Annotated in this window: 10 protein-coding genes; 2 read left to right on the top strand and 8 right to left on the bottom strand. The window is 63.4% G+C overall.

All coding sequences use genetic code 11. The features are described 5' to 3' along the window. Window positions 1-4: 4 nt before the first annotated feature. From EJA72_RS10130 to EJA72_RS10160, 7 genes are all read right to left on the bottom strand, one after another. Window positions 5-2,101 carry an HlyD family efflux transporter periplasmic adaptor subunit gene (locus EJA72_RS10130; RefSeq protein WP_157711325.1) on the bottom strand — a complete coding sequence of 699 codons (2,097 nt, stop codon included), beginning with the start codon at window positions 2,099-2,101 and terminating at the stop codon, window positions 5-7. Continuing rightward, window positions 2,101-3,447 carry an efflux RND transporter periplasmic adaptor subunit gene (locus EJA72_RS10135; RefSeq protein ID WP_178129236.1) on the bottom strand — a complete coding sequence of 449 codons (1,347 nt, stop codon included), beginning with the start codon at window positions 3,445-3,447 and terminating at the stop codon, window positions 2,101-2,103. Before EJA72_RS10135 ends, EJA72_RS10130 begins: the two co-directional genes overlap by 1 nt. Before the next feature lie 12 nt (window positions 3,448-3,459). Further along, window positions 3,460-4,224 carry an efflux RND transporter periplasmic adaptor subunit gene (locus EJA72_RS10140; RefSeq protein WP_157711326.1) on the bottom strand — a complete coding sequence of 255 codons (765 nt, stop codon included), beginning with the start codon at window positions 4,222-4,224 and terminating at the stop codon, window positions 3,460-3,462. Further along, window positions 4,205-5,740, bottom strand: coding sequence for a TolC family protein (locus EJA72_RS10145; protein WP_157711327.1), 1,536 nt, complete (start codon window positions 5,738-5,740; stop codon window positions 4,205-4,207). Before EJA72_RS10145 ends, EJA72_RS10140 begins: the two co-directional genes overlap by 20 nt. Window positions 5,741-5,765: 25 nt before the next feature. After that, on the bottom strand, window positions 5,766-17,102 hold the full coding sequence (locus EJA72_RS10150; protein WP_157711328.1) for a VCBS domain-containing protein: 11,337 nt from the start codon (window positions 17,100-17,102) through the stop codon (window positions 5,766-5,768). Window positions 17,103-17,254: 152 nt separating this feature from the next. After that, a complete protein-coding gene (locus EJA72_RS10155) occupies window positions 17,255-18,751 on the bottom strand; it encodes a lytic transglycosylase F (protein ID WP_157711329.1) in 1,497 nt (498 codons plus the stop codon). Between the two features lie 129 nt (window positions 18,752-18,880). Then, window positions 18,881-19,195: an NIPSNAP family protein gene (locus tag EJA72_RS10160; RefSeq protein ID WP_157711330.1), complete on the bottom strand. Its 315-nt coding sequence runs from the start codon at window positions 19,193-19,195 to the stop codon at window positions 18,881-18,883. 83 nt (window positions 19,196-19,278) lie between these two features. On the opposite strand from EJA72_RS10160, the gene EJA72_RS10165 reads away from it, so the two are divergent. Next, a complete protein-coding gene (locus EJA72_RS10165) occupies window positions 19,279-19,797 on the top strand; it encodes a hypothetical protein (protein ID WP_157711331.1) in 519 nt (172 codons plus the stop codon). Here the strand turns inward: EJA72_RS10165 and EJA72_RS10170 are convergent. Beyond that, window positions 19,782-20,684: a LysR family transcriptional regulator gene (locus EJA72_RS10170; RefSeq protein ID WP_157711332.1), complete on the bottom strand. Its 903-nt coding sequence runs from the start codon at window positions 20,682-20,684 to the stop codon at window positions 19,782-19,784. The two genes, EJA72_RS10165 and EJA72_RS10170, sit on opposite strands and share 16 nt — an antisense overlap. A 165-nt stretch (window positions 20,685-20,849) precedes the next feature. Here EJA72_RS10170 and EJA72_RS10175 point away from each other — a divergent pair, with 165 nt between their 5' ends. Further along, window positions 20,850-21,389, top strand: coding sequence for a carbonic anhydrase (locus EJA72_RS10175; RefSeq protein WP_157711333.1), 540 nt, complete (start codon window positions 20,850-20,852; stop codon window positions 21,387-21,389). Window positions 21,390-21,542: the final 153 nt, after the last annotated feature.

Raw genomic sequence — 21,542 nt, forward strand, 5'->3', positions numbered from 1 at the left:
CGGGTCAGAAACCGCTTTCGCGCATCAATACCGCCAGCAGATGAGTCGCGGCATCACCGAGCAGGCTGCGCCGTTCGCCTTCGATCTTCAGGTGTCCGCGGGTTTCGCGCAGGGTCGGCAACGGTTGATCGAGCTGAATCAGCACCTGGAACAGCGCGGCACTCGGGACCAGCGGGTGTTCCTGGGAGGTGGTCGGTACCGGGCCGCCGAAGCGCGACGACAACATGCGATGGGACAGTTGACTGGCGCGGGTACTGCCGATGACCAGCACCTTGCCGCTCAACGGTGTGGTCTGGCCGTCGGGGTAGAACCGCACGTGATCGCCGGTGACCAGGCGGTGTACCTGATCCTGTGCGACATAGGCATCCACTTGCCAGCTGCGCGGGTCGATCAAGATCCCGAGGGATTCCTGACGCCCGATCCATTGGCCGGGTTTCCAGTCCGGGTTCACGTCCAGCCAGACGCCGCCAAACGGGGTGGCCAGGTTGAGCCGGGCGATTTCCGAGCGGGCGGCACGGGCTTCTTCGAATTGCACGTTGAGGCGCTGACGGGTGACCGCGTCTTCGGCCAGTCCGCCGGGGTCGGCCAACAACCCGGAGAGGCGTGCTTCATAGCTGCGGGCATTGGCCTCGCTGCTGAGCATGCGCGAGGCGATGTCTGGTTCGTCGAGCACCGCCAGAATCTCGCCAGCCTTGACCGGGCCGCCCTCGTGGATCGATTGCAGCCGGGCCGGGTACGGCGCATAGACCCGCAACTGGTGCTCGGCGCGGGCCACGCCGACCGCATCGATCTGGGTTCGCCACGGCAGCGCCAGCCCGAGCAGAATCAAGCCCAGGACCGCATAAAACAGCACTTTGCGTCGGCTCGGAATCGCGGCGCGGTGGGTCCACCAGTGACTCAATTCACGCAGCACCGGCATTGCGATAAACCACGACAGTTCAACCATGAACAGAAGAATCCCGAGCAGCTTGAAGAAGAACAGATAGACCGCCAGCGCGATCCCCAGAAACAGCACCAGCCGATACAGCCAGGTGATGATCGCGAACGTCACCAGCAGCCGTCGTTGCCCGGTCGGAAACGGCTCCGGCCAGTCCTCCTGCAAGCCCAGCAAATTGCGCCGCAACGTGACCCGGGCCAGCGCCGACGCACGTTCGTGAAGGTTGGGAAAATCGAGCAGGTCAGAAAGGATAAAGTAGCCGTCGAAACGCATGAACGGGCTGGCATTCAGCGCCAGCGACAGCAACCAGCTGGTGGTCGCCAGATAGAGCAGCGCGTTACGCAACGCGCCCGGATCGCACAGGGCCCAGCCCAGGGTCGAAAGCCCGGCGAGCGACAATTCGGTGACAATCCCCGCCGCCGCGATGGCCAGCCGCTGCCGCGAGCGGCTGAGCTTCCAGCTTTCGCCGGTGTCGGTGTAGAGCATTGGCCACATGACGACAAACGCGATGCCCATGTGCCCGACGCGCAAGCCCAGGCGTGTCGCCACCAGCGCGTGCCCCAGCTCATGCAGGGTTTTGGCGACGATCAGCGCCAGGGCAAAACTGAACAGGCCTTCGGTGGAAAACGACTCGACCACGGCGTTGGTAAAACTGTCCCACTGTTGCAGCACCAGAATCACCCCGAGCAGGCTCAGGCAAAACACCAGAAGGCCGGTGAGCGGGTGGAACACCCATCGCAGTGCATGTGCCAGGTGCTGCAAAGGTTGTTGCGGGCGCAGCAGCGGAATTCGGAAAAACAGGTAATGGTGCAGCCACCAGCGCCAGCTCAACCAACTGCCTTGCTCGCCTTTGGCTTGAAGTCGCGCCAGCGCCGCCGGACCGACGCGCAGCAGCTGGTGTTGTTCAAGGAATTGCCGGAAGTCGAGGATTTGCTCCACGTCCGGTTTGAGCGCAGTGCCTTCGGCGATCTGTTCGCTGATCTGCCGGGGTGACTGGCCCCAACGCAGCAGGCATTCGAATTCCAGCCAGCCGATGCGGTAGAAGCGGTTGATCACCGTGTCCTGGATCACCCACGCCGGCTCACCGTTGCTGCCGTGGGCGGCCTCGCTCAGGCGCAGGTCCTCGCGCAGGGGTGGCAGGGGCAGATCGGCCGGGTCGAGCATTACCAGCCACTCCACGCCCGCAACGTCGCCAGCGGTCGACGCAGCAGGTAATAGCCGAGCATTACGCGACCGCCATACAACTTGGCGGTGCCGTGCAGGCCAAGGCGCGCATGTTCCGGCGTGCCGTCAATGCTCGCCAGCAACCGATACGCCACCACGCCTTCGTCGCTGGGGCGCGCCTGATAACTGGTTTCCAGAATCTTGCCCTTGAGCGGGGTCAGCGGGTACGCCGTCAGGAACAGCGTGACTTCGGCGCCGGGTTCCAGGGCAATCGCATCGGCCACGGCGAGCTGGATCAACATCGCGGGCTGGGTCGGGTCGGCCACCTGCATGATGCGTTCACCGGTGACCACCGGTTTGCCCAGCCAGTCGTTGGGGTCGCTGAACACCGCGACGCCGCTGCGTGGCGACAGCACTTGAGTGCGCTTGAGTTGGGCCTGGACCGCCGCCAGTTCTGCCCGTCGCTGTTGCGCGCGACCTTCAAGCAGGGTCAGTTCGCCTTTGCTTTGCGGGTTGTCAAAGGCCCGCTGGCTGGCGGCCAGCAGCTCGGCATCGGCCACCGCGACTTCTTTGCCGAGCACTTCGGCGCGGCTGCGCAGGGTGGTTTCGTTGAGGAAGAACAGCGGGGTGCCGGCGTCGACGGGCTGATTGGGCCGGACCTGAATCTGTTCGATCACGCCATCAATCGGCGAGCTGATGATCTGCGCCTGGCGGGAGACGATTTCCGTGGGGGCCAAGGCCGTTTGCCGCACCGGCAGTAACAGCAGCGCACCGACCACCAACAGCCCCAGCACCAGCTGCTTGCGGTTGGGCCACCAGCGCCCGAAGCGTCGACGTCGGACCAGCGACGCCCAGCAATAGGCCCAGGTCTGAATCAGTCCGCCGAGGTGTTGGCGCAGCACGGCGGGCGGTTCCTGATCGAGCAGCAGCAACAGCAGGCCCAGCCGTCGTTGATCGCGATCCTGCAGCGGGACGCACCACACCCCCGACGGCCACCATTCGCTCCAGCCTTCGGCAATGTCCGGGGGCGGGGGGGTGGTGTCTTGTGTCAGCCAGACCGGCTCGCCGTCGGGCACCTGACTCGCGACCCAGCGACTCGCCCGGCGCAGCCACACCAGATAGGGCGAGTCTTCGCTGGGCCGTGACAGCCCGGACACGCTGAGCAATTCAAGGGCCGACTCGTGCTGGGCAAACACCAGCGCCTGATGAAACGCCAGCAACGGGTACAGGTCGTTGGCCATGCTGAACGCCAGGGTGTTCAGCGAATCGGCGGCCATCGCCTTGTCACGCAGGGCGTCGAGTTCGAGCAGCAAGTGCGGATGGGGTAGGGGCTCATTCATGGTCATGGCGGGTCACGTTCATGGCTGAGCAGTGTCTTGGTTGAACCGGGCGGTGCCGCTCATGCCGGCCATCAGGTCCGGGAATTTTTCGTCAAGCCGCGCCTCCAGTTCGACGGTCTGGGCCACCGCGTCGACCCGCGAATTGATGGCGCTGACATGGGCCGGGTAACTCTTGCCCGTTTCATGGATGCTGATCTGCAATGGCAGGCCGGGCCGGAGGGTTTTCAGCAGGTTGGAGGGCACGTTGAGCCGGACTTTCAAGGCGCCGTCGCTGACCAGGTCAAACAGCGGCGTGCCGGCGGTGACGGTCTGGTACGGCTTCACGTAGACCTTGGCCACATGCCCGGCAAAGGGCGCCAGCACCTGGCAATAGCCGGTCTGGGCCACGCCCATGGCGCGGGCGCCATCGGCTTTCTGCACCTCGGTGTTGGCCATCGACACTTCAATGTCGCCCACCGCATTGAGCTCGCGCAGTTGCTTTTTTGCCTCGAGATTCTGCTTGGCCATGGCCAGTTCCGCGACCGCCACTTTGCTCCGGGCTTCGGCTTCGTTGCAGTTGAAACGGGCCAGCAGTTCCGACTTCGCGACATGTTCGCCGAAGCTGGCCTTAAGCTCGCCGAGGGTGCCGTTCATCTGGCTGGACAACGTGGTTTCCAGTTCGGCGGCAAGCAGCACGCGGATGGCCGTGGCGCTTTCCATGGGCGGGTCTTCGGCCTGAGCGGCGGGGGCGGCAACCGCCATCACCAGTAAAAACCAACGGGGATCAAGGCTGTGTCGGGACATTCGGCGTTCCTTGCTGAGTGACGAGCAGTCGTTGCTGTTCCTGCTCATTCAGCGTGCGCTGAATTTCCCGGGACAGCGTCTTGATGTCGTGTTTTTCGATTTCGGTGGGCAGGACGTCCAGTCCGACCGAGTTGTACAAGCGGCCCCACGCTGCCTGGGCACTGGAGAACGCCGCTTCACGCTGGTAACGCGACAACAGGTAACGACCTTCGGAGCGAATCACTTCCAGTTCGGACCCCAAGGCGCCGGTTCTCGCCGCCTGGGCATAATCGAGCAGGCTGCGGTCGACCCGCAGGCTGTCTTCCGTGAATTCCACTTCCTGACGCGCCAGTTGATAGCGCAGGGTGCCGACCCGCACTTGGGTCAGGATCGCCATCGACAGCGCCACACGACGGGTGTCGTCGGTTTCGCTCTGGGATTTCTCGGCAGCGTTCAACGCCGGCAGTTGCAGCAAGCGCACCAGGTTCATCGAGACTTGCAGGCCGGTACCCATCCAGTCGTTGTTGTACAGAAACTTGTTGGAGTCATAGCGGTAGCCGTAATCCACGGTGACATTGGGCCAGAGCTGGGCCTTGGCGATGTCCAGGTCTTTCTGGTTGACCCGTTTGCGGTACCACTCCTCCATGATTTCCGGGCGGTGTTCCAACGACAGCTGTTCAAGCTGGGCCATGCTCTGACGCAGTTCCGGCAGCGGTGGGTCGGCGGTGTCGGCGAGGACCATTTTCGAGCCCGGAGGCAACGACATCAGGGCCGCCAGTTCAGCCTGGGCAAACTCCAGGTCCTGGCGGCGCACGGTCAGCAGGTAGATCGAGTCGAGCAGGGCACGTTGATAGGCGAGGATTTCCTGGCGCGGCAACAAGCCCCGGGTCTCGGCTTCACGGGCTGAGGTGAGGGCGGTGTGGGTCCGGATCAGCAGCTTGTCGACTTCCGGCATCAATCGCTGCGCACCCAGTGCGCGCCAGTAGGCATTGCGCACGTCTTGCAGCACGTTCTGCGCGACTTTGCGCCGGCGTTCTTCGGCCATCAGAATCTGATCGGCCTTTTGTTGGGTGCGGTAATAGGCCACGCCGAAATCCAGCAGGCTCCAGCTGAAGCCCAGGCCGTAGATTTCGCGGTAGCGCTCTTCGGAGGTCGAGGCGCGCAAGCTGACCTGGCGATCTTCAATGCCGACGGAGGTGCCGCCGGAGTCATTGTTGCGTCCGGCGTACCCGGCCGACGCCACCAGCTTGGGCAGCATTTCGTGGCTGGACACGTCGCGCAGGTCCGAGGCCAGTGCGCTTTCCATGAGTTTGAGGCGGTAGTCGAGGTTGTATTTCAACGCCCGTGCCGCGGCTTCGTAAAAGGTGATGGGCGCAGTGACCGGTTCCTGGCCCGAGTACATGCGTGACTGGTCGGCCAGGATGCGCTGGCGATTTTCTTCGTCAGTAGAGGGCTTGGGCTCCAGTGACGAGCAGGCACTCAAGAGCACTGCGCAGGCAATGCTGCTAGTCAACAGCCTGGTAGCGGTTTTCGGCATATTCATTCCTTTGTCGTTAACCCAATCATTCGGTTCGTCCGCTGTCGACACCCCGGCTGGTAGGGTGCAAACGCTGGGCGGCATTGCGCAGTTGGGCGCTGAAACCTCGCGCCGGACGCGGTTCAGAACGTGCTTCGGTTTGCGCCGGGCCCTGCGTCAGATGCGCAGCGTCCAGGGTAAACAGGGAGGGATCGCTCAGCAGGCCATCGGCGCTGAGGCTGGTACGCCCCTGGCGACCGAGAATCCACGCCAGGTCCAGATCGCTCTCGGCGCGGCTTGCGCGCACGGCCTGCGACACGAACTGGCCCGGGACGATGCCCAGGCCCGCGCCCACGGAATCGGCGGTGAACTCACCGATCGAACTGATCCGCAGATTGGCGCCGCCCGCGTTCCAGGTCGACAGCTCAAGCAACTGCGCTTCACGCTCGACGACCGGGGTGATGAACACCGCCGGCAACGGATCAGGCAGGCGCAAGGTGCGGTCCCGGTCATTCGGGTCGCGGTCGAAGAAGTTGCCCTGGGGCGCCGGAATGAACGGCGTGGCGATGTCCAGGTTGATCACCAGTTCGGCCTGGTCGCTGGCGCCGGTCCGGTCATTGATGGTGTAGGTGAAGATGTCCTGCAGCACTTGCCCTAATCCGGCGGCAGCCAACACCTGCGGGTTGCTCTGATCGATGGTGTAGGTATAGCTGCCGTCGGCGTTGAGCACCAGCGTGCCGTAGAGACCGATGATCGGCTGGCCGACCACACCCGTCGTGCCAGTCCCGGCCTCGGTGCCGGTGCGGATCGCCACGACTTGCAAGGCATCGTTGCCATCGACATCGCTGTCATTGGGCAGCACATTGCCGGTGGCTTGCGGCGCGGGCGTCTGGTCGCTGGCGACGGCGCTGTCGTTACTCGCCACGGGGGCGTCGTTGGCGCCCTGGATCACCACGGTCAACCGCGCATCCGAGGTCGCGCCGGCGGTGTCGGTCATGCGGTAGGTGAACGTCTCGCTGAGGGTTTCGCCTGCCGTGCGCAGTGCCTGTACCGTCGGGTTGTTATTGTCGATCACGTAGGTGTAGCTGCCGTCGGCATTCAGGGTCAGTTGGCCATAGAGGCCGGCCAGCGCCTGACCGGCACCGCTGGACTGGCCGTTCTGAGCGCTGACGCTCAGCACCTGTTTGGTCTCGCCGTTGGCCACGCTGTCGACATCGGTGTCATTGTCCAGCACGTTGCCGGTGGCATTGGTGCCCGGCGTGCCATTGGCTATGCCGCCGGCTTCGAGGGCCGTGGCGCCGTCGTCCTGCGCCACCGGCGTGTCGTTGCGGCCGTCGAGGGTGATGCGCAACTCGGTGCTGTCCGTGCCGCCGAAGACATCGCTCACGGTGTAGGTGAACACGTCGGTCAGGGTCTGGCCACTGATGCGAAGCGCCTGGACTTGCGGCAGGTCGTTGTCCACCAGGTACAGCCAACTGCCATCGCTGTTGAGGATCAACTGGCCATATTGCCCGCGCAACGCCACGCCCAGGACGCCATTGGTGCCGGCCTCGGCCAGTCCGCCGGTGTGCAACGCCGAGACGGTGAGGGCGTCGCCTTCAAGGTCGGTGTCGTTGCTGAGCACATTGCCGCTGGGGTTGATCCCGGCCTGGCCATTGTTCACGCCGCCGGCTTCGACTGCGGTGGCGGTATCGAGGTTGGCGACCGGCGCGTCATTGCGTCCGCGAATGATGATGTGGATTTCCGCCAGGTCGCTTTGCCCGCCCAGGTCGGTCACCCGATAAGTGAAGTGTTCGTCCAGGAACTGCAGCGGCCCCAGGGCCAGGACGGTCGGGTTATTGGAGTCAACGATGTAGGTGTAATTGCCGTCGGCGCCGATGATCAATTGCCCGTAGAGGCCGTTGACCAGTGTGCCATTGGTGTTGGTGGTGCCAGGGTTGACCGCATCAAGCGTGCCGCCCGCCGCCTCGGTGCCGAAGCGGATGCCGCTGACGTGCAGCACGTCGCCCTGATCGACGTCGGTGTCGTTGGGCAGCACATTGCGGGTCGGATTGACGCTGTTGCCGGCGCCGTTATCGGCCACGGCGACCGCCACGTCATTGGTCGCCACCGGTGCGTCCCAGGCGCCGTCGATGCGAATGCTCAGCTGCGCGATGTCGGTGGCGCCGACGGTGTCGCGCATCCGGTAGGTGAAGGTTTCGACCAGTGAATCACCTGGTTTGAGTGCCTGAACCGCCGCCAGCGTGTTGTTGACCACGTAGCTGTAAGTGCCGTTGGCGGCGATGGTGAGCGTGCCGTACAAGCCATTGATCGACTGGCTCGCACCCAGGGTGGTGAAGGTACCGCCCGCCGCTTCAGTGCCGCCCCGAATGTCGGTCACGGTTTTGCTGTCGCTGGCATCGACGTCGGTGTCATTGGTCAGCACATTGCCGCCCGGGTTGGTGCCCGGCGTGCCATTGGCGGTGCCGCCGGCCTCGACCGCGACGGTCGTGTCATCCACGGCCAGCGGATTGTCGTTGGTGCCCCGCAGGGTGATGGTCAGCGTCGCGGTGCTGGTGGCGCCGGCCAGGTCGCGGATCTGGTAGGTGAAGGTTTCGGTCAACACATCGGTGTTGGTGCGCAGTGCCTGAACCTGCGGATTACTGTTATCGACAACGTAGGTGTAACTGCCGTCGGCGCCGAGGGTGAGAGTGCCAAACGCGCCAGCCAGGCCGCTGCCGATCACGCCAACCGAGGCGCCCTGGCGCACGTCGACCACGCTCAGGGTTTCACCGTTGCCGTCGACGTCGCTGTCGTTGGCCAGCACGTTGCCGCTGGGGTTGACGCCCGGCGTGCCGTTGTTCAACCCGCCGGCTTCGATGGCGGTGTTGGCGTCATTCTGGGCGACGGGCGTGTCGTTGCTGCCCTGAATAGTGATGGTCAGCGCCGCGCTGTCTTGCGCGCCGCTGGCATCGATCACGCTGTAGGTGAAGACGTCGGCCAGGGTATTGCCGATGCGCAACGCCTGAACCTCGGCCATGCTGTTGTCGAGGCGATAGCTGTAGCTGCCGTCGGCGTTCAGCGTGAGCCAGCCATAGGTGCCGCGCAGCTCGGTGCCCAAGGTGCCGGCCGTGCCGGTCCCGGCTTCGGCGCCGGTGCGTACCGACGACACCGCGCGGGTTTCCCCGTAATCGTGGGCGGGCAGGTCCGCCGGGATTTCCCCGCCGTCGACGTCGCTGTCGTTGGTCAGCACGTTGCCGGTGGGGTCTTGCCCTGGCTGGTTGTTGTTCAGACCACCGGCTTCAATGGCGGTGGCGCCGTCATCGGTGGCGACCGGGTTGTCGTTCTGGCCGCGAATCAACACGATGATTTCAGCGGTGTCGATTTCCGGTGTCGGGTTCACGCCATCGCTGATCGTGTACGTGAAGCGTTCGAGCAGCAAGTTGCTGCTCAGGCGCAAGGCTTGAACGTCCGGGTTGTTGTTATCGACCGCGTAGCTGTAACTGCCGTCGGGGTGGATGGTCAGCGTGCCGTACAAGCCATTGATCACCGTGCCGCCCGCCACCACGGCCACGGAGGGGCCGGGCGTGCCTTCGGCACCCGTGCGGATCAGCGTGACGGTCAGCGGATCGCCATCGGGATCGAACGCCGTCGCGGTCACGTCACCTGTCGGGTCGACACCGGGCGAGGTGTTGTTCACGCCACCTTGTTCAGTGGCCACCGAAATGACGGTTTGCGCCACGGGCGGATCGTTGACGCCGTGCACCGTGATCACCAGTTGCGCGGTGTCGGTCAGCCCGGCCGTATCGACCACACGGTAGGTGAAAAACTCGGTCAGGGTTTGCCCGGGTGCCAGGGCCTGGACGGCGGCGTTGGTGCTGTCGACGTCATAGAAAAACGAACCGTCGGCGCCGATGCGCAAGGTGCCATAAAGCCCCGCGACCAGCGTGCCGTTGGCCGAGGTGGTGCCGGTGCTGACACCGCTCAACACATCGGTGGCCGGGTTGTAAGTCGCTTCGCTTTTGTTGATGACGCCATTGACCTGCAATTGCTCGCTGGGCCGGTCGGCCTGATCGACGTCCTGGTCGACGCCGTTGCCCCCGGCCTGATCGATGGTTCCCGGACGGCTCGGGAACAGAATGACGTTGCCCGTCGGGTTGCTTTCCGCCGCATTGCCGTTGGTGGACGCCGCTTGCGCATCGGCGGCATCGTCGCTGGCCACCGGGTTGTCGTTGGCGCCCTGGATCACGATGCGCAATTGCGCCACGTCGTTCAAACCGCCGGCGTCCGTCACCCGGTAGCTGAAAAACTCGACCAGTTGCTGATTCGCGCTCAAGCGCTGCACGGTGATGTTGTCGTTGTTGACCACGTAGCGGTAAGTGCCGTCAGCGCTGATCGTCAGGGTGCCGTAGAGGCCGTCGATCGGAGTACCGAGCGGTTTGAACTCGCCAGGGTCTGCTTCAGCCACTGCACGGATACCGGTGACGGTTTTGGTCTCGCCGTTGGCCGGGGTGTCAACGTCGGTGTCGTTGCCGAGCACGTTGCCGGTGGCATCACTGCCCGGCGTGCCATTGAGCACACCGCCGGCTTCGACGGCCGTGCCGGCATCGTCGACGCCAACCGGCGTGTCGTTGGCGCCCTGGATCGTCACGGTCAGCGTTGCGGTGGCGGTAGCCCCCGCGAGATCGGCCAGCACATAGTTAAACGACTCGGTCAGGGTCTGGCCCGACAGTCGCAAGGCCTGCACGAGGGGATTATTGTTGTCGACGAAGTATTGGTAGCCACCGCGGGGCCCGACGACCAATTGGCCGTACTGACCGTTAATCACCACCACGCCGGATATCGGCAGTTGCGCACCGGTGGCGGGTCCGACCGAGACGAGGTGTAACTCGTCGGCGTTGGTGGCGATGTCGACGTCGGTGTCGTTGCTCAGCAATTGGCCGGTGGGGTCGACGCCAACGACAGCATTGTTGGTGCCGCCGGCTTCGACGGCGGTGGCACTGTCATTGACGCCCACCGGTGCGTCGTTCACCGGGGCGAGGATGATTTGCAAGGTGTCGGTATCGGTCAGCGCATCCGCCGCCGTCCCCGGCGTGCCGTCAGCATTGGCGTCGCCGAAATTGCCCTGGTCGTTGCTGACCACGGTGAGTGTATCGGTGCCGTTGAAGTTGGCGTTGCCCAAATAGCGCAGGCTGGCGAGCACCGTGTTGACGTCGGCCAGGGTGCCGCTGAGGCTGATGGTGGCCGAGTTGGCGCCGGTGACGGTGACGCCCGGCAATGTCGCGCCGAAAGACAGCGTGCCGTGGAGCACGCTCAGGGTCACGCTGATATTGCGGCCAGCCACGTCTGGATCTCGATCGGCATCGACGTCGGCGACGCTGATGCCGCCAATGCTCAGTGGCACGTCTTCCAGGCCTTGTTGCGTACCGGGGAGGGTGTTGACCGGCGCGTCGTTCTGCTCGACATAACCGGCGTTCGCCGCCTGCGTATCGGCATCGCCCAGGGTGAGGGTGATTTGCCCGGGAGTGCCGCCGTCGCTGTCGATGCGCACGCGCAAATCACCCAGCGGTTGCGGAAAGCTGACCAGGCCGGCCGGCACGTCGATGCGGAACACGCCCAGCGGCAGCACACCGAAATGATATTGCCCGTTGCTGTCGGTGACGGTGCTGAACACCAGATTGTCGGCGGTCGTATCGAGCAAGCCATCGGCACCGGCCCAGGTCAGGGTCACCGTCTGCCCGACCAGGCCCGCGCCATCGGGCACGGTGCTGGTAGTGGCCGAGGCGGTGTCGTCCCACAAGGTACCGGTGATGATGCCGAGCCCTGCGTTGTCGTGAAGAATGTACTGGTTCGGACCGACCGTGCTGCCGGTGCGCTCGCCGTCGATGGCACCGTCGGTGCCGACGCTGTTGCCGCCCCAACTGGTGAAGTCTTCAGGCAGGCTGCTCCAGGTCAGCGTCGCGTCGCTGCTGGCAATCGCCGCCGAGTTGGGCAGGGTGACCTGATACACCACTTTGATTTGCGCGCCGACGTCCAGCTGATCGAAGTTGACGCTGATGCCGCCCGTCGTGCTGAACGTCACGCCGCTGGGCAGGTTACCCGGCCCGAACACGGTGCCGTTGATGCTGATACTGACCAGGCTGTAATTGCTGCCGCTGGCAAAACCGTCACTGAGTTGAGCGTCGAACGCAGGCAATCCACCGTTCTGGGTGAAGCTCAGTTGCACCGTGGCGGTGCCGCTGCTGCCCGTTGGGTTGGGGTCGAAACCGACCACCTGTTTATCGAGGCCGCTGAAGCTGGGCTCGACGATTTGTTCGAGTACCGTGTTGCTGTTGGCGCGGCCGATGCCGTTGACGATTTCATGGGCACTGGCGCCCAGCAACGCACCGCTGACGTTGCTCGCCTGGTTGGTCACGCGAACGTTGAACTCCAGGACGATGCCTTCCAGGTCTGTGTCCGGCACGCCGCCGTTGACGACGTTGCCGAGGTTGAAAGTGATGGTCTGGCTGCCATCGGCGTTGGTGACCACCGTCAGGCGGCTCGGGTCGAACACGCCGTTCGGCCCCAGGCCCAGCAGGTCGGGCGTGATCGGCAAGGCTTCGGGGCTGTTTTCGTTGCCGTTGATATCGAGCGTACCGCCGACGATCAGGTTGGCGTCGCTGGTCAGGCCGCCACCGGAAATGAAGCCGATGCGCAAGGCGTTCACCAGCGCATCCGGGGAGATGAACTGCAGCCCGTTGGCCAGGGTGATTTGCACCTGGTAGTTGGGGTTGTTGCCTTCGGGCACCAGCACCACCACCCGATAACGGATCACTTCACCGATGGTCACGGCTTCCTGCGGTGCAGTTGTTGGCGATGGGGCCGGGCTGTCGGGCAGGCCGCCGACCCGGGAGATCTGGATCGCCTGGGCCACCGGCACAATCAGCGTCGAGGCGTTACGGTAGTCGTTCAGCGTGCCGCCATTGAGCGGCCCGTCGACCCCGGTGCGTTCACCACCTTGCGTGCCGTCGAGGCTGGTCCATTGCACGATCGCCACGTTGGCGAAGTTGGACTGGCTGGCCGCCGTGGCGTTGACCACCCCGGACAGACTCAGCACGATGCTGCCGCCCTTGCTGATGTCGATGTTGGCGCCGTTGGCCGTGCGCAACTGACCGTTCACCAGCTCGAAATCGACGCCGCCGTTGTTGGTTACGCCGTTCTGATAAAGCACGCCGGTCAGGGTGATGTTGCTCAGCTGCGTAGGCAGGTTGTCGAAGAAACTGATGTCGAACGCATTGAAGTCGTTGCCGCCCGCGCCGTTGCTCAGGGTGATGGTGAAGGTCACCGTGTCGCCCTGGTCATAACCGCCGAGGCCGGAGGTGGACGTCAGCACCTGCGTGACCACTACTGTCGGTTCACGCACGGTCACCGTCGGTTGCCCGCCACTCAACGCCACCGTGCGATCTACCGCGACGTTGCCGTTGGGCGTGTCGGTGTCCGGGTCGCTGAAGGTCAGTTGCGCGGAGTTTTGCAGCGACTGATTGGCCTGGTTGGCGATGACGTTGTTGGCCACCAATTGCAGGCGAATCACGAAGGTGTTGTTGCCGGTCTGGTTGTCCGCCGTGGCGCCGGAAACGCTGAAGGTCCAGCGCGCATCGACGCCGTCGCCCCCCAGCGCGCCGCCCTGGCCGGCGAAGCCACTGACCACGATGCTACCGGCAAAATCGGCGCCCAATGCACCGCTGCCGGCCTGAGTGGTGATGATCTGATAACCCAGGCCGCCGTTGAACGTGGTGTCGAGGCGCATGCCCGGCGGGATCAGGTCCTCGATGCGCAAGGTTTGCGTGGTGCCTTCGGGCAGGGTGACGACGATGTCGTACTGCATGCTTTCGCCGATCACCAGATCGCTGCCGGTGGTGTGGCCGGCGCTGGAATCGCCATCGTCCAGGGTGCCGCCGGCGAAGACTTTGCTGATCACCGGGGCTGCCACTTGCTGGCTCGACAGGTCGGTCAGGTCGGTGGGGGTAAAGTCGGTGCCGCCGTTGACGCTGGCGTAATTGCTCAGGGTCGCGGTGCTTTGCAGGCTGCGGCTGGCTTCGATGGTCGCGCTGACCACCACGTCGTAGCTGATGACCACCACGTTGGCGCCGCTGGTATCGGCGGCGGTGCCGCTGCGACCGGCGAGGAGGGTGGCTTGGCCGCCCGCGTCGAGGAAGGTGATCTGGTTGCCGCTGACGCTGTAGTCCACGCCGAGCACCAGCGCGGTACCGTCGCCCCGGTAAATCTGCAGGTTGGCGGCGCCCAGGCTGCCACCGACGAAACTCAGGCCCGTGGGCAGGGTGATGCTGGTGCTGACGTCGAACGCGCCACCACCGCCGGTGTTCTCGATGGCCGTGACCATTCGCAGGTTGTCGCCGCCGTCGATGCCGCTGATGTCGCCGTCCACCGCGGCCAGGCTGGTTACGCTGCCATTGAATGGCGAACCGGTGCTGCCCGGCGGGTTCCAGCTGCCCGTGGTGTTGGTGATGGTGCCGTTGCTGCTGGAGACCACGCCGTGCTTGATCGACAGCACGGGTTCGGCCACGGAAACGATGGCCACCACGTCCGAGGAAATCAGCGTGCGGTCGGTGAGGGTGGTTTGCTGGCTCGACTGCGCCAGCACGTCCAGTGAACGCTGATCGGCAAACGGCTGGTCACCAACCCGCAAGGTAAAGCGCACGACAATACGGCTGCCGGTGGTGTCGGCCGTGACAAAACTGCCGAAGTCGAAGATGACCGAATTGCCGGCACCGTTGGTGACCGTGAGTACGCCACCGGCATTGGTGTTGCCAGGGCCGATTTGCCATTGCCCGGAGTCGCTGCCGATGGTCCAGGCCACGCCGTTCACGTCGAACAAAGGCAGCGGCAGATAGGCCGTGAGCTTGAATTGCTCGTAGTCGCCGGTGAGCAGGTTGTAGCTCAGTTCGAAGGTCACTTCGTCACCGGGCTTCAGCTCGCCGCTGGCCGGTGGCGTACCGTTATTGACCTCGACGATCTGGATGTCGACGGTGTTGGTCGGGATCACGCTGGTGGTCGCCGAGCCATCCGTTTCGCTTTGCCCGGTCAGGTTGAAAATGTCTTGCAGCAGCGTGCCATCGACCACGGCACTGTTGCCCAGCTCGTCGCCTTCGTTGATTTCGCTGTGGGGCGCGCCCGAGGGCGGCTTGTAGGTCTGGCCGACGATGGCGGAATAGCTGAGCACCGCCAGCACCGCGCCTTCCAGACGATCATCAAAGGCCAGGTCACCGTTGAGCCAGCCGCGAATGTCGGAGAAGGCATTGCGCAGCGACTGGGCAATGTCAAAGGCCAACGAGGTGCTGCCGTCGGCGTTGGTGACGACGGTGGACACCAGGGTGATGGTCTGGGTTACACCGGCGAGGGTGACGGTCAGGGTCGGGGTGCCGGTGAGGGTTTGTCCGTCGCTGAGCTGATCGCGGATGATCAGCTGGCCTTGGTTGAAAAAGTCCTTGCCGAAGGCGAAGTAGTCGGAAATCGCCAGGTTCAGCGTGTACTTGAGCGTGTCGCCAGGGGTGATGCCCGTCTGGCCGATGTCCGTCTGCAGGGTCACCTGCTTGAGCAAGGTGATGGACTTGGCGACGAAGTCGGTGGTTCGGCCGGTGCCGGAAAAATCGATGACAGTGTTCGGCGCGACGACATCGCGCGGGTCCAGCGGCGCCCATTGGCCGGTGGCGCTCGGCGCGCCGAGGGTAATGGTGACGGCGTCACCGGTGACCGGATTGATGATCGGCTGGCCGTTGGCGTCGGTTTCCGGCACGTAGAATGCGACCTGGGTATTGGTCGCGGCGGTCAGCGTGTCGTACTCGACGGTAAACGAGTTGATGAACACTGCGTCAGAGGCGATCAGGACGGCGATTTGCGCCGGGTCGGTGACCACCGTGCCATCGTGCAGCGTGATGGAGGTCAGGCGCCCACCCGCTCCGGGCGTGATAGCGGTGACCTGGATGTTATCCGGCAAGGGTTGGGTGACGATGACATGCTGCAGCGTCTGCCCCGGCGCCGGGGTCACCGTGACGGTCAAGGTGCGGCCATAGTTGGGTCCGGTGGCAGTTTCACCTTCAGGGGTGGAAAGCGTTTCGTTGAACGTGATCACCGTCGGATGCACGACAAACGCGCTGGTGCCGGCCTGGATCAGGGCGGGGTCATCGAACGGGTTGTCCAGCGCATCGTTACCGAACTGGAAGCCGCCGCTGGCGCGAATCGTCAGGTCGGGGCTGCCATTGGAGAAGTTGGTATCGGCCAGGTTGCTCAAACTCGCGCTGATCTGCACCGAAATCACCGGCTGGCCGCTGGAAACGCTGGCAAACGGCAACTCGATAATCACCAGCTGGTCGCCCGGTTGCATGCCAAAGCTCGAGGCGTTGATGGTGAGGAAATTGCCGCTGGCGTCTTTGGCGATGGGGTGGGTCGCGTTGCCGGCCGCATCGAAAATCACGATGTGCGTGACCAGGTTCTGCCCCAGGTAACTGGCGGAAATAAAGCTCACGCCGTCGTCGCCGTCCTTGCCGCTGGTGGGCATGAACAAGGTCAGGAACGGCGCGTAACCTTCCTGGCCGGAGGTGTTGCTGAAATTGACGGTGAAATTGAAGCGGTCGCCCAGCAACACATCACTGCCAGTGGCCGGCAAGGTGACCGTCGGCGCGGCATCGGCCAGCAAGCCGTCGAAACTGGCGAGGGCGGTGCTGCTGATGGCGATGCTCTTGTCGATGTCGCCGACTTTGGTTTCCAGGACCCAGTCACCCCCGGCGGCTTTGCTGCCGGTGTCATTGCTGGAGGCCCCGACATCGGCGCCGGTCCAGCGCGCCAGTTCGGTGACCAGGGTCCTGCCGGCCGCACCTGCGCCGACGTCGCAGCCGTAGAGCTGGATGTCGGCGCCCTGGGTCAGGTTGTTACGCCATTGCTCGAAGGTCTGGCTGAGCTGGTCAACGTTGTCAGAGGTGATCGTGCGGTTGCCCAGAGTGAACTGCCCGGGCGCGCCATGGGAAATCACCTGGATCGAGTCGACCTTGCCCAGTTGCGCCAGCGCGGCGGAGATCGCCGCCAGACCGTCTTCGCCCACATTCACCACAATGGCGGTGACATTGCCCGGCAGTTGCGCCAGCAGTTGATCGCGGTTTTCGATGCGACTGTCCAGCACCAGCAAACTGCGCGCAGCGGACGGCGCGGGTTGCTCGGTGGCGGGCCGCGCTTCGGTGGGGGCAGCCGGATGAGCCGCCGCGGCATCGGCGGGCGCGGCGGGATCGTTGTGATGCTGATCGGCCGCTGCAGAGGCGGCGGCCCCATCGAACAGAATTCGCGGTTCCAGCGCCAGTGCCTGGCGCTGGGGGCGCAGGTGAAGGCCGGGAAAACGACGAGGAACTCCTTGCATAGTGGCGGCCCTCAAACCGTGCGGTGAATCATTCCGTTGTACAAACAGCCCACTATTGGACAGATTTAGCTTAGGACGACTTTTGCGCTTTTCCAGGCTGTAAGCCGCTGTTTAAAGGGATTCAAGACCTACGGTGCAGGAGCCATTGGCCATCATTGAGCGGTTTTGCTGGCATTGGCCGCTGTCTTTTCCTCTACAAGCTTATAAGCGACGTAGTACTTGTAGATGTTGCCGACGTAATCCACCGTTTCCCGGCCCACCACTTGCGCCGCCGCTTGCTCCACATTGCCGAACCATATGTTCTTGTCCAGACCCGACTTTTCGGCCAACGCCCGGAACTTGCGCAGGTTGCCCGGCCCGGCGTTATAGGCGGCAAAGGTCATCAGGGTTTTGTTCATCTGCGTCAGTTGCGGGTCGTTCAGGTACTTGTCCGCGAGCAGGCGCATGTACTTGCTGCCGGCCTCGATATTTTTATCGGCGCTCTTGTCGATGCCGCCGATGGCGACGGTCGGGTCCTTGGCGGTTTTGGGCAGCAGCTGCATTACGCCGACGGCACCTCGTGGGCTGCGGGCCTTCTGATCGAGTTGCGACTCCTGGAAACCCTGGGCCATCAGCATCAAGTGGTCAAAACCGTAGGTGCTGGCGTGGTGGGTGAAAATGTCCACCATCTCCTGAAACTTCTTCATTTCCGCTTCGGAGGTGGCGTTGAGCACCCGTTTGCTGCTGTTGGTGACGTACTTGGTCCGCAGGCTGTTGCCGAACGTGGTGCCGACCTTGTGGGTTTTGACGAATTCCGCCAGTTGGCCCTTGAGCTCTGGACTGTCTTTGCGAATCGCCCAGGCGAACTCGGAATTGTCGTGAATGGCAAACGTGTCGTGAATCTTCATGTCGGTGTACAGCGGGGCCCAGATTTTCGCGATATAGCGGTCAACCACTGTGGCCTTGAGCAATCCGGCGTTGACCATTTGCAGCAAGTCTTCTGATTCGAGGTTTTCATCCGCCGCCTTCAGGTCGATGGGCGCCAGGCCTTGTTCCTTGAACGAGGCATTCAGTGCCTGCAGGTGCTCGTAATAGCTGCTCGACGCCCGGACGGTAATTTCCTGACCGGACAGGTCTTCGAGCTTTTCAAAGGCTTTGCTGCCAGGAGCGGTCACCAGCACTTCGGGGATGTTCACCGCAAACGGGTCGGAGAAATCCACTGTTTTCAGGCGATCCTCGGTCACGGTGAGCCCGCCGGTGGCAATGTCACCGACGCCCTGGATCAGTTTCGACATCAGTTCGTTTCGGGCGGTGGGGATGAACATGACCCGCCATTGCATCGACTTTTTCCCGTAGGGCTGGGTCTTGTTCAACCAGGCTTCGAGCCCTTTGCCCAGTTCATAGCTGAGACCCCGTTGACGACCGCGATCCAGTTCGAAAAAAGTCTTGCTGTAAGGCACCAGCACCCGGACCAGACGACGCTCGCGCATGCCTTCGAAGTCGCCGACCCAGTTCTCGGGGATCGGCAGGACCAGGCTTTGCACTTCGGCTTCTTCGGCGGGGGTGAGTTCGACGGCGGGCAGGTCGGGAACCGTCTGCGCCAGTGCCGTGTTGAGGCAGCACAGCAGCAAGAGGAGGATTGGTTTGAAGCGGCTCCACGCAATGTTCATGTTCGCGCACCGACTGGACAGGGGGTTCGAGGTCCAATTCAGTATGGCTAATGAATTACTGTTCGGCGGTCCGGTAATGGGCGACGCAGCGAACCTGTGACGGGGTCGATGCGCCGAGTGTCGCGGGGGTTAAAGCGGCTCGCCAAAAACCGGCCGGAAAAAGGTCCGCTCATAGCTGAGGATGCACTTTGTGTCCTGGGCGTACTGGAACGCCGCGATGCAATCCGGGTCTTTCATCGAGTCCTGTCGATAGCGCTCATAGGCTGCCAGGCTAGGGAACGTGAACATCGCCAGGGCAATATTATTGGCCCCCTCGGACGGCAGGAAATAGCCATGGTGAGTGCCCCCGAATTTTTCAACGAGGGGAATCCACAGCTTGCCATAGTGCTCGAACGCTTCGAGCTGGTAGGGATCCAGCACATACCTCAGGTGACAGGTGACCATTGTTTTCTCGCTTGGGTAGATTGAAGAAATCGCCAGTGGCGTGAACTAGACTTTGCCTCAGTTTTCTCTGGAGGTCTCTAGCCATGAGCGCCTTTGAGGTGTACTGGTTTCCCGTCATCCTCGCCGGTGCCAGCACGGTTGTAGGTGTCTGCCTGGCGCCATGGTGGGCCAATTACCAGAGCGCCCGGGTCTACCGGCGCCGCAACGACTATCTCGGTGATTGGGAATCGACCTGGCAGGATGCGGATGACCCCACGCAATGGGTCACCGAGAAAGTCAACGTGGACGTCGCCAAAGGTCGCCTGCGGTTGACGAATTCCGACAATGTGGGCGGTTACGAGTGGCAGGGCAGCTGTGACATTTATGACAACCGTTATCTCTATGGCACGTGGAAGTCGCGAAGAAACGCCGCGCCCTCGACCGGCGTGTTCAGCTTTCTGACGCTGCCCCAGGGACAGGTGTTGGTCGGGCAGGCGATGGGCCAGGATCGCGAGGGTGTTGCGCGAACCTCAGACTGGATTCTGGCGCGAGAGCAGAAGGGCCTTGCGCAAGGGAAGCAGTGGCTTGTCGAGCACGGGACCTACTTTCACGGTGATGCTTGATCGCTGCCGAGTGTCGCGGCAAGAAAATCGGCAAACGCCCGCGCCGCCATTCGAGTCGTGCGTCCTTGCGGAAAGTAGGCATGCACGGGCAAGTCAGCCATTTTCCATTCCGGCAGCAGCCGCACCAGGGCGCCGCTCGCCAGCTCCTGCGCGCAGGCCCATGACGTGGTCGACGTGATGCCCAGGCCGCCGGCCGCAGCCGCGAGTGCTCCGGCGGTGTCATTGGTTGAAAATTGGGGCGCCAGGCTGATGGACGACAAATTGCCATCGCGCTCGAATTGCCAGGAAGAGGGCTGCGCGCCCGCCGGACCGCCGATGATCCGGTGATGTTCAAGGTCGTCCGGAATGACCGGGGTGCCGTGGCGCGACAGATAGTCCGGGGCCGCCACGATCACCCGGCACATCGTCCCGATCTGCCTCGCGGTACCGGCCAGGTCCGGCAGATGCCCCACGCGAATACCGATGTCGACGGCCTCCTTGACCATGTCCTGCCACTGGTCTTCGAGCATCAGTTCGAGGTGCAACTGGGGATGACGCTCGGTAAAGGCCGACAGCCTGGGGATGACCACGCGGATGCCCATGGTCGACGGCATGCCGATGCGCAGCAGGCCGCGCAGTTCGCCGGTTTCGCGCACGCTGTTTTCGGCGTCATCGACAGCGGCGAGGATTGGCTCGATGCGCGCCAGAAACTCCAGGCCGGCCTCGGTCGGGACCACGGCCCGGGTGGTGCGCGACAGCAGGCGTGCGCCTAATCCCGCTTCCAGTTCGGCGATCATGCGCGAGACCTGGGACTGGGCGAGCCCGCTTTCACGCGCCGCCGCCGAGAAACTGCCGAGGCGGGCGACGCGGGTGTACAGCCGCAACGAGAGGATATCTTTGAGGGCCATGGCGATTCACTTATGCTGATTCGAGATAAATCTTAGCCTGATTCGACGGCTACCGACGGGGGCCTGAAAAGCCGATATTTCATGGGCACCCGCTAAGCCGAATCCCTCGACGTACTCGTCGCCGGCGCGGCATCGACTCAACCCTACCCGACGATAGAGGCACCCATGGACTTTCTTCAGACGTTGACCCAACGCAATGCGGCGTTCGCAGAGAACGGTTTCGCCGCTGACCTCAAGATTATTCCTTCGCAGAAAACCATGATCATTGGTTGCGTTGACCCCCGCGTCGACCCGATGGATGTGTTGAAGCTGGAGCCCGGGGAAGCGGCGGTGATTCGCAACGTGGGTGGCCGCGTGACGCCGGACCTGTTCCAGACCATGGCCATTCTGGGCACTGTTTCCCGAGTGGGTGGTGCGGGGGTGGGTGAGGGCTGGAACCTGATCGTGCTGCACCACACGCAATGCGGCATTTCCGGTTGCTACCACCACGCGCCGGGATTGTTGGCGAAGTACATGGGCGTCGCGGAGCAGGAACTGCCGGCATTGGAGATTGATAATCCGTACAAGTCGGTAGCGATTGACGTGGCCGCGCTCAAGGCCAATCCGAACCTGCCGGGCGGTTTGACGGTGACCGGGCTGGTCTACGACGTGGCCACCGGGCTGATCGAAACGGTGGTGCCCTCGGGTCTATTGCGGGCGGAATAGGCGAGCCGTTGAGATAATCGATAAAAAAGCGCTGAAGGCGCTGAACACACCAAACGTTGAGTTGACACTCACCTGTGGCGAGGGAGCTTGCTCCCGCTGGACTGCGTAGCAGGCCCATCTTTTGGGGCCGCTACGCGACCCAGCGGGAGCAAG

The organism is Pseudomonas sp. PB120, from assembly GCF_009761815.1.
Lineage (GTDB): Bacteria > Pseudomonadota > Gammaproteobacteria > Pseudomonadales > Pseudomonadaceae > Aquipseudomonas.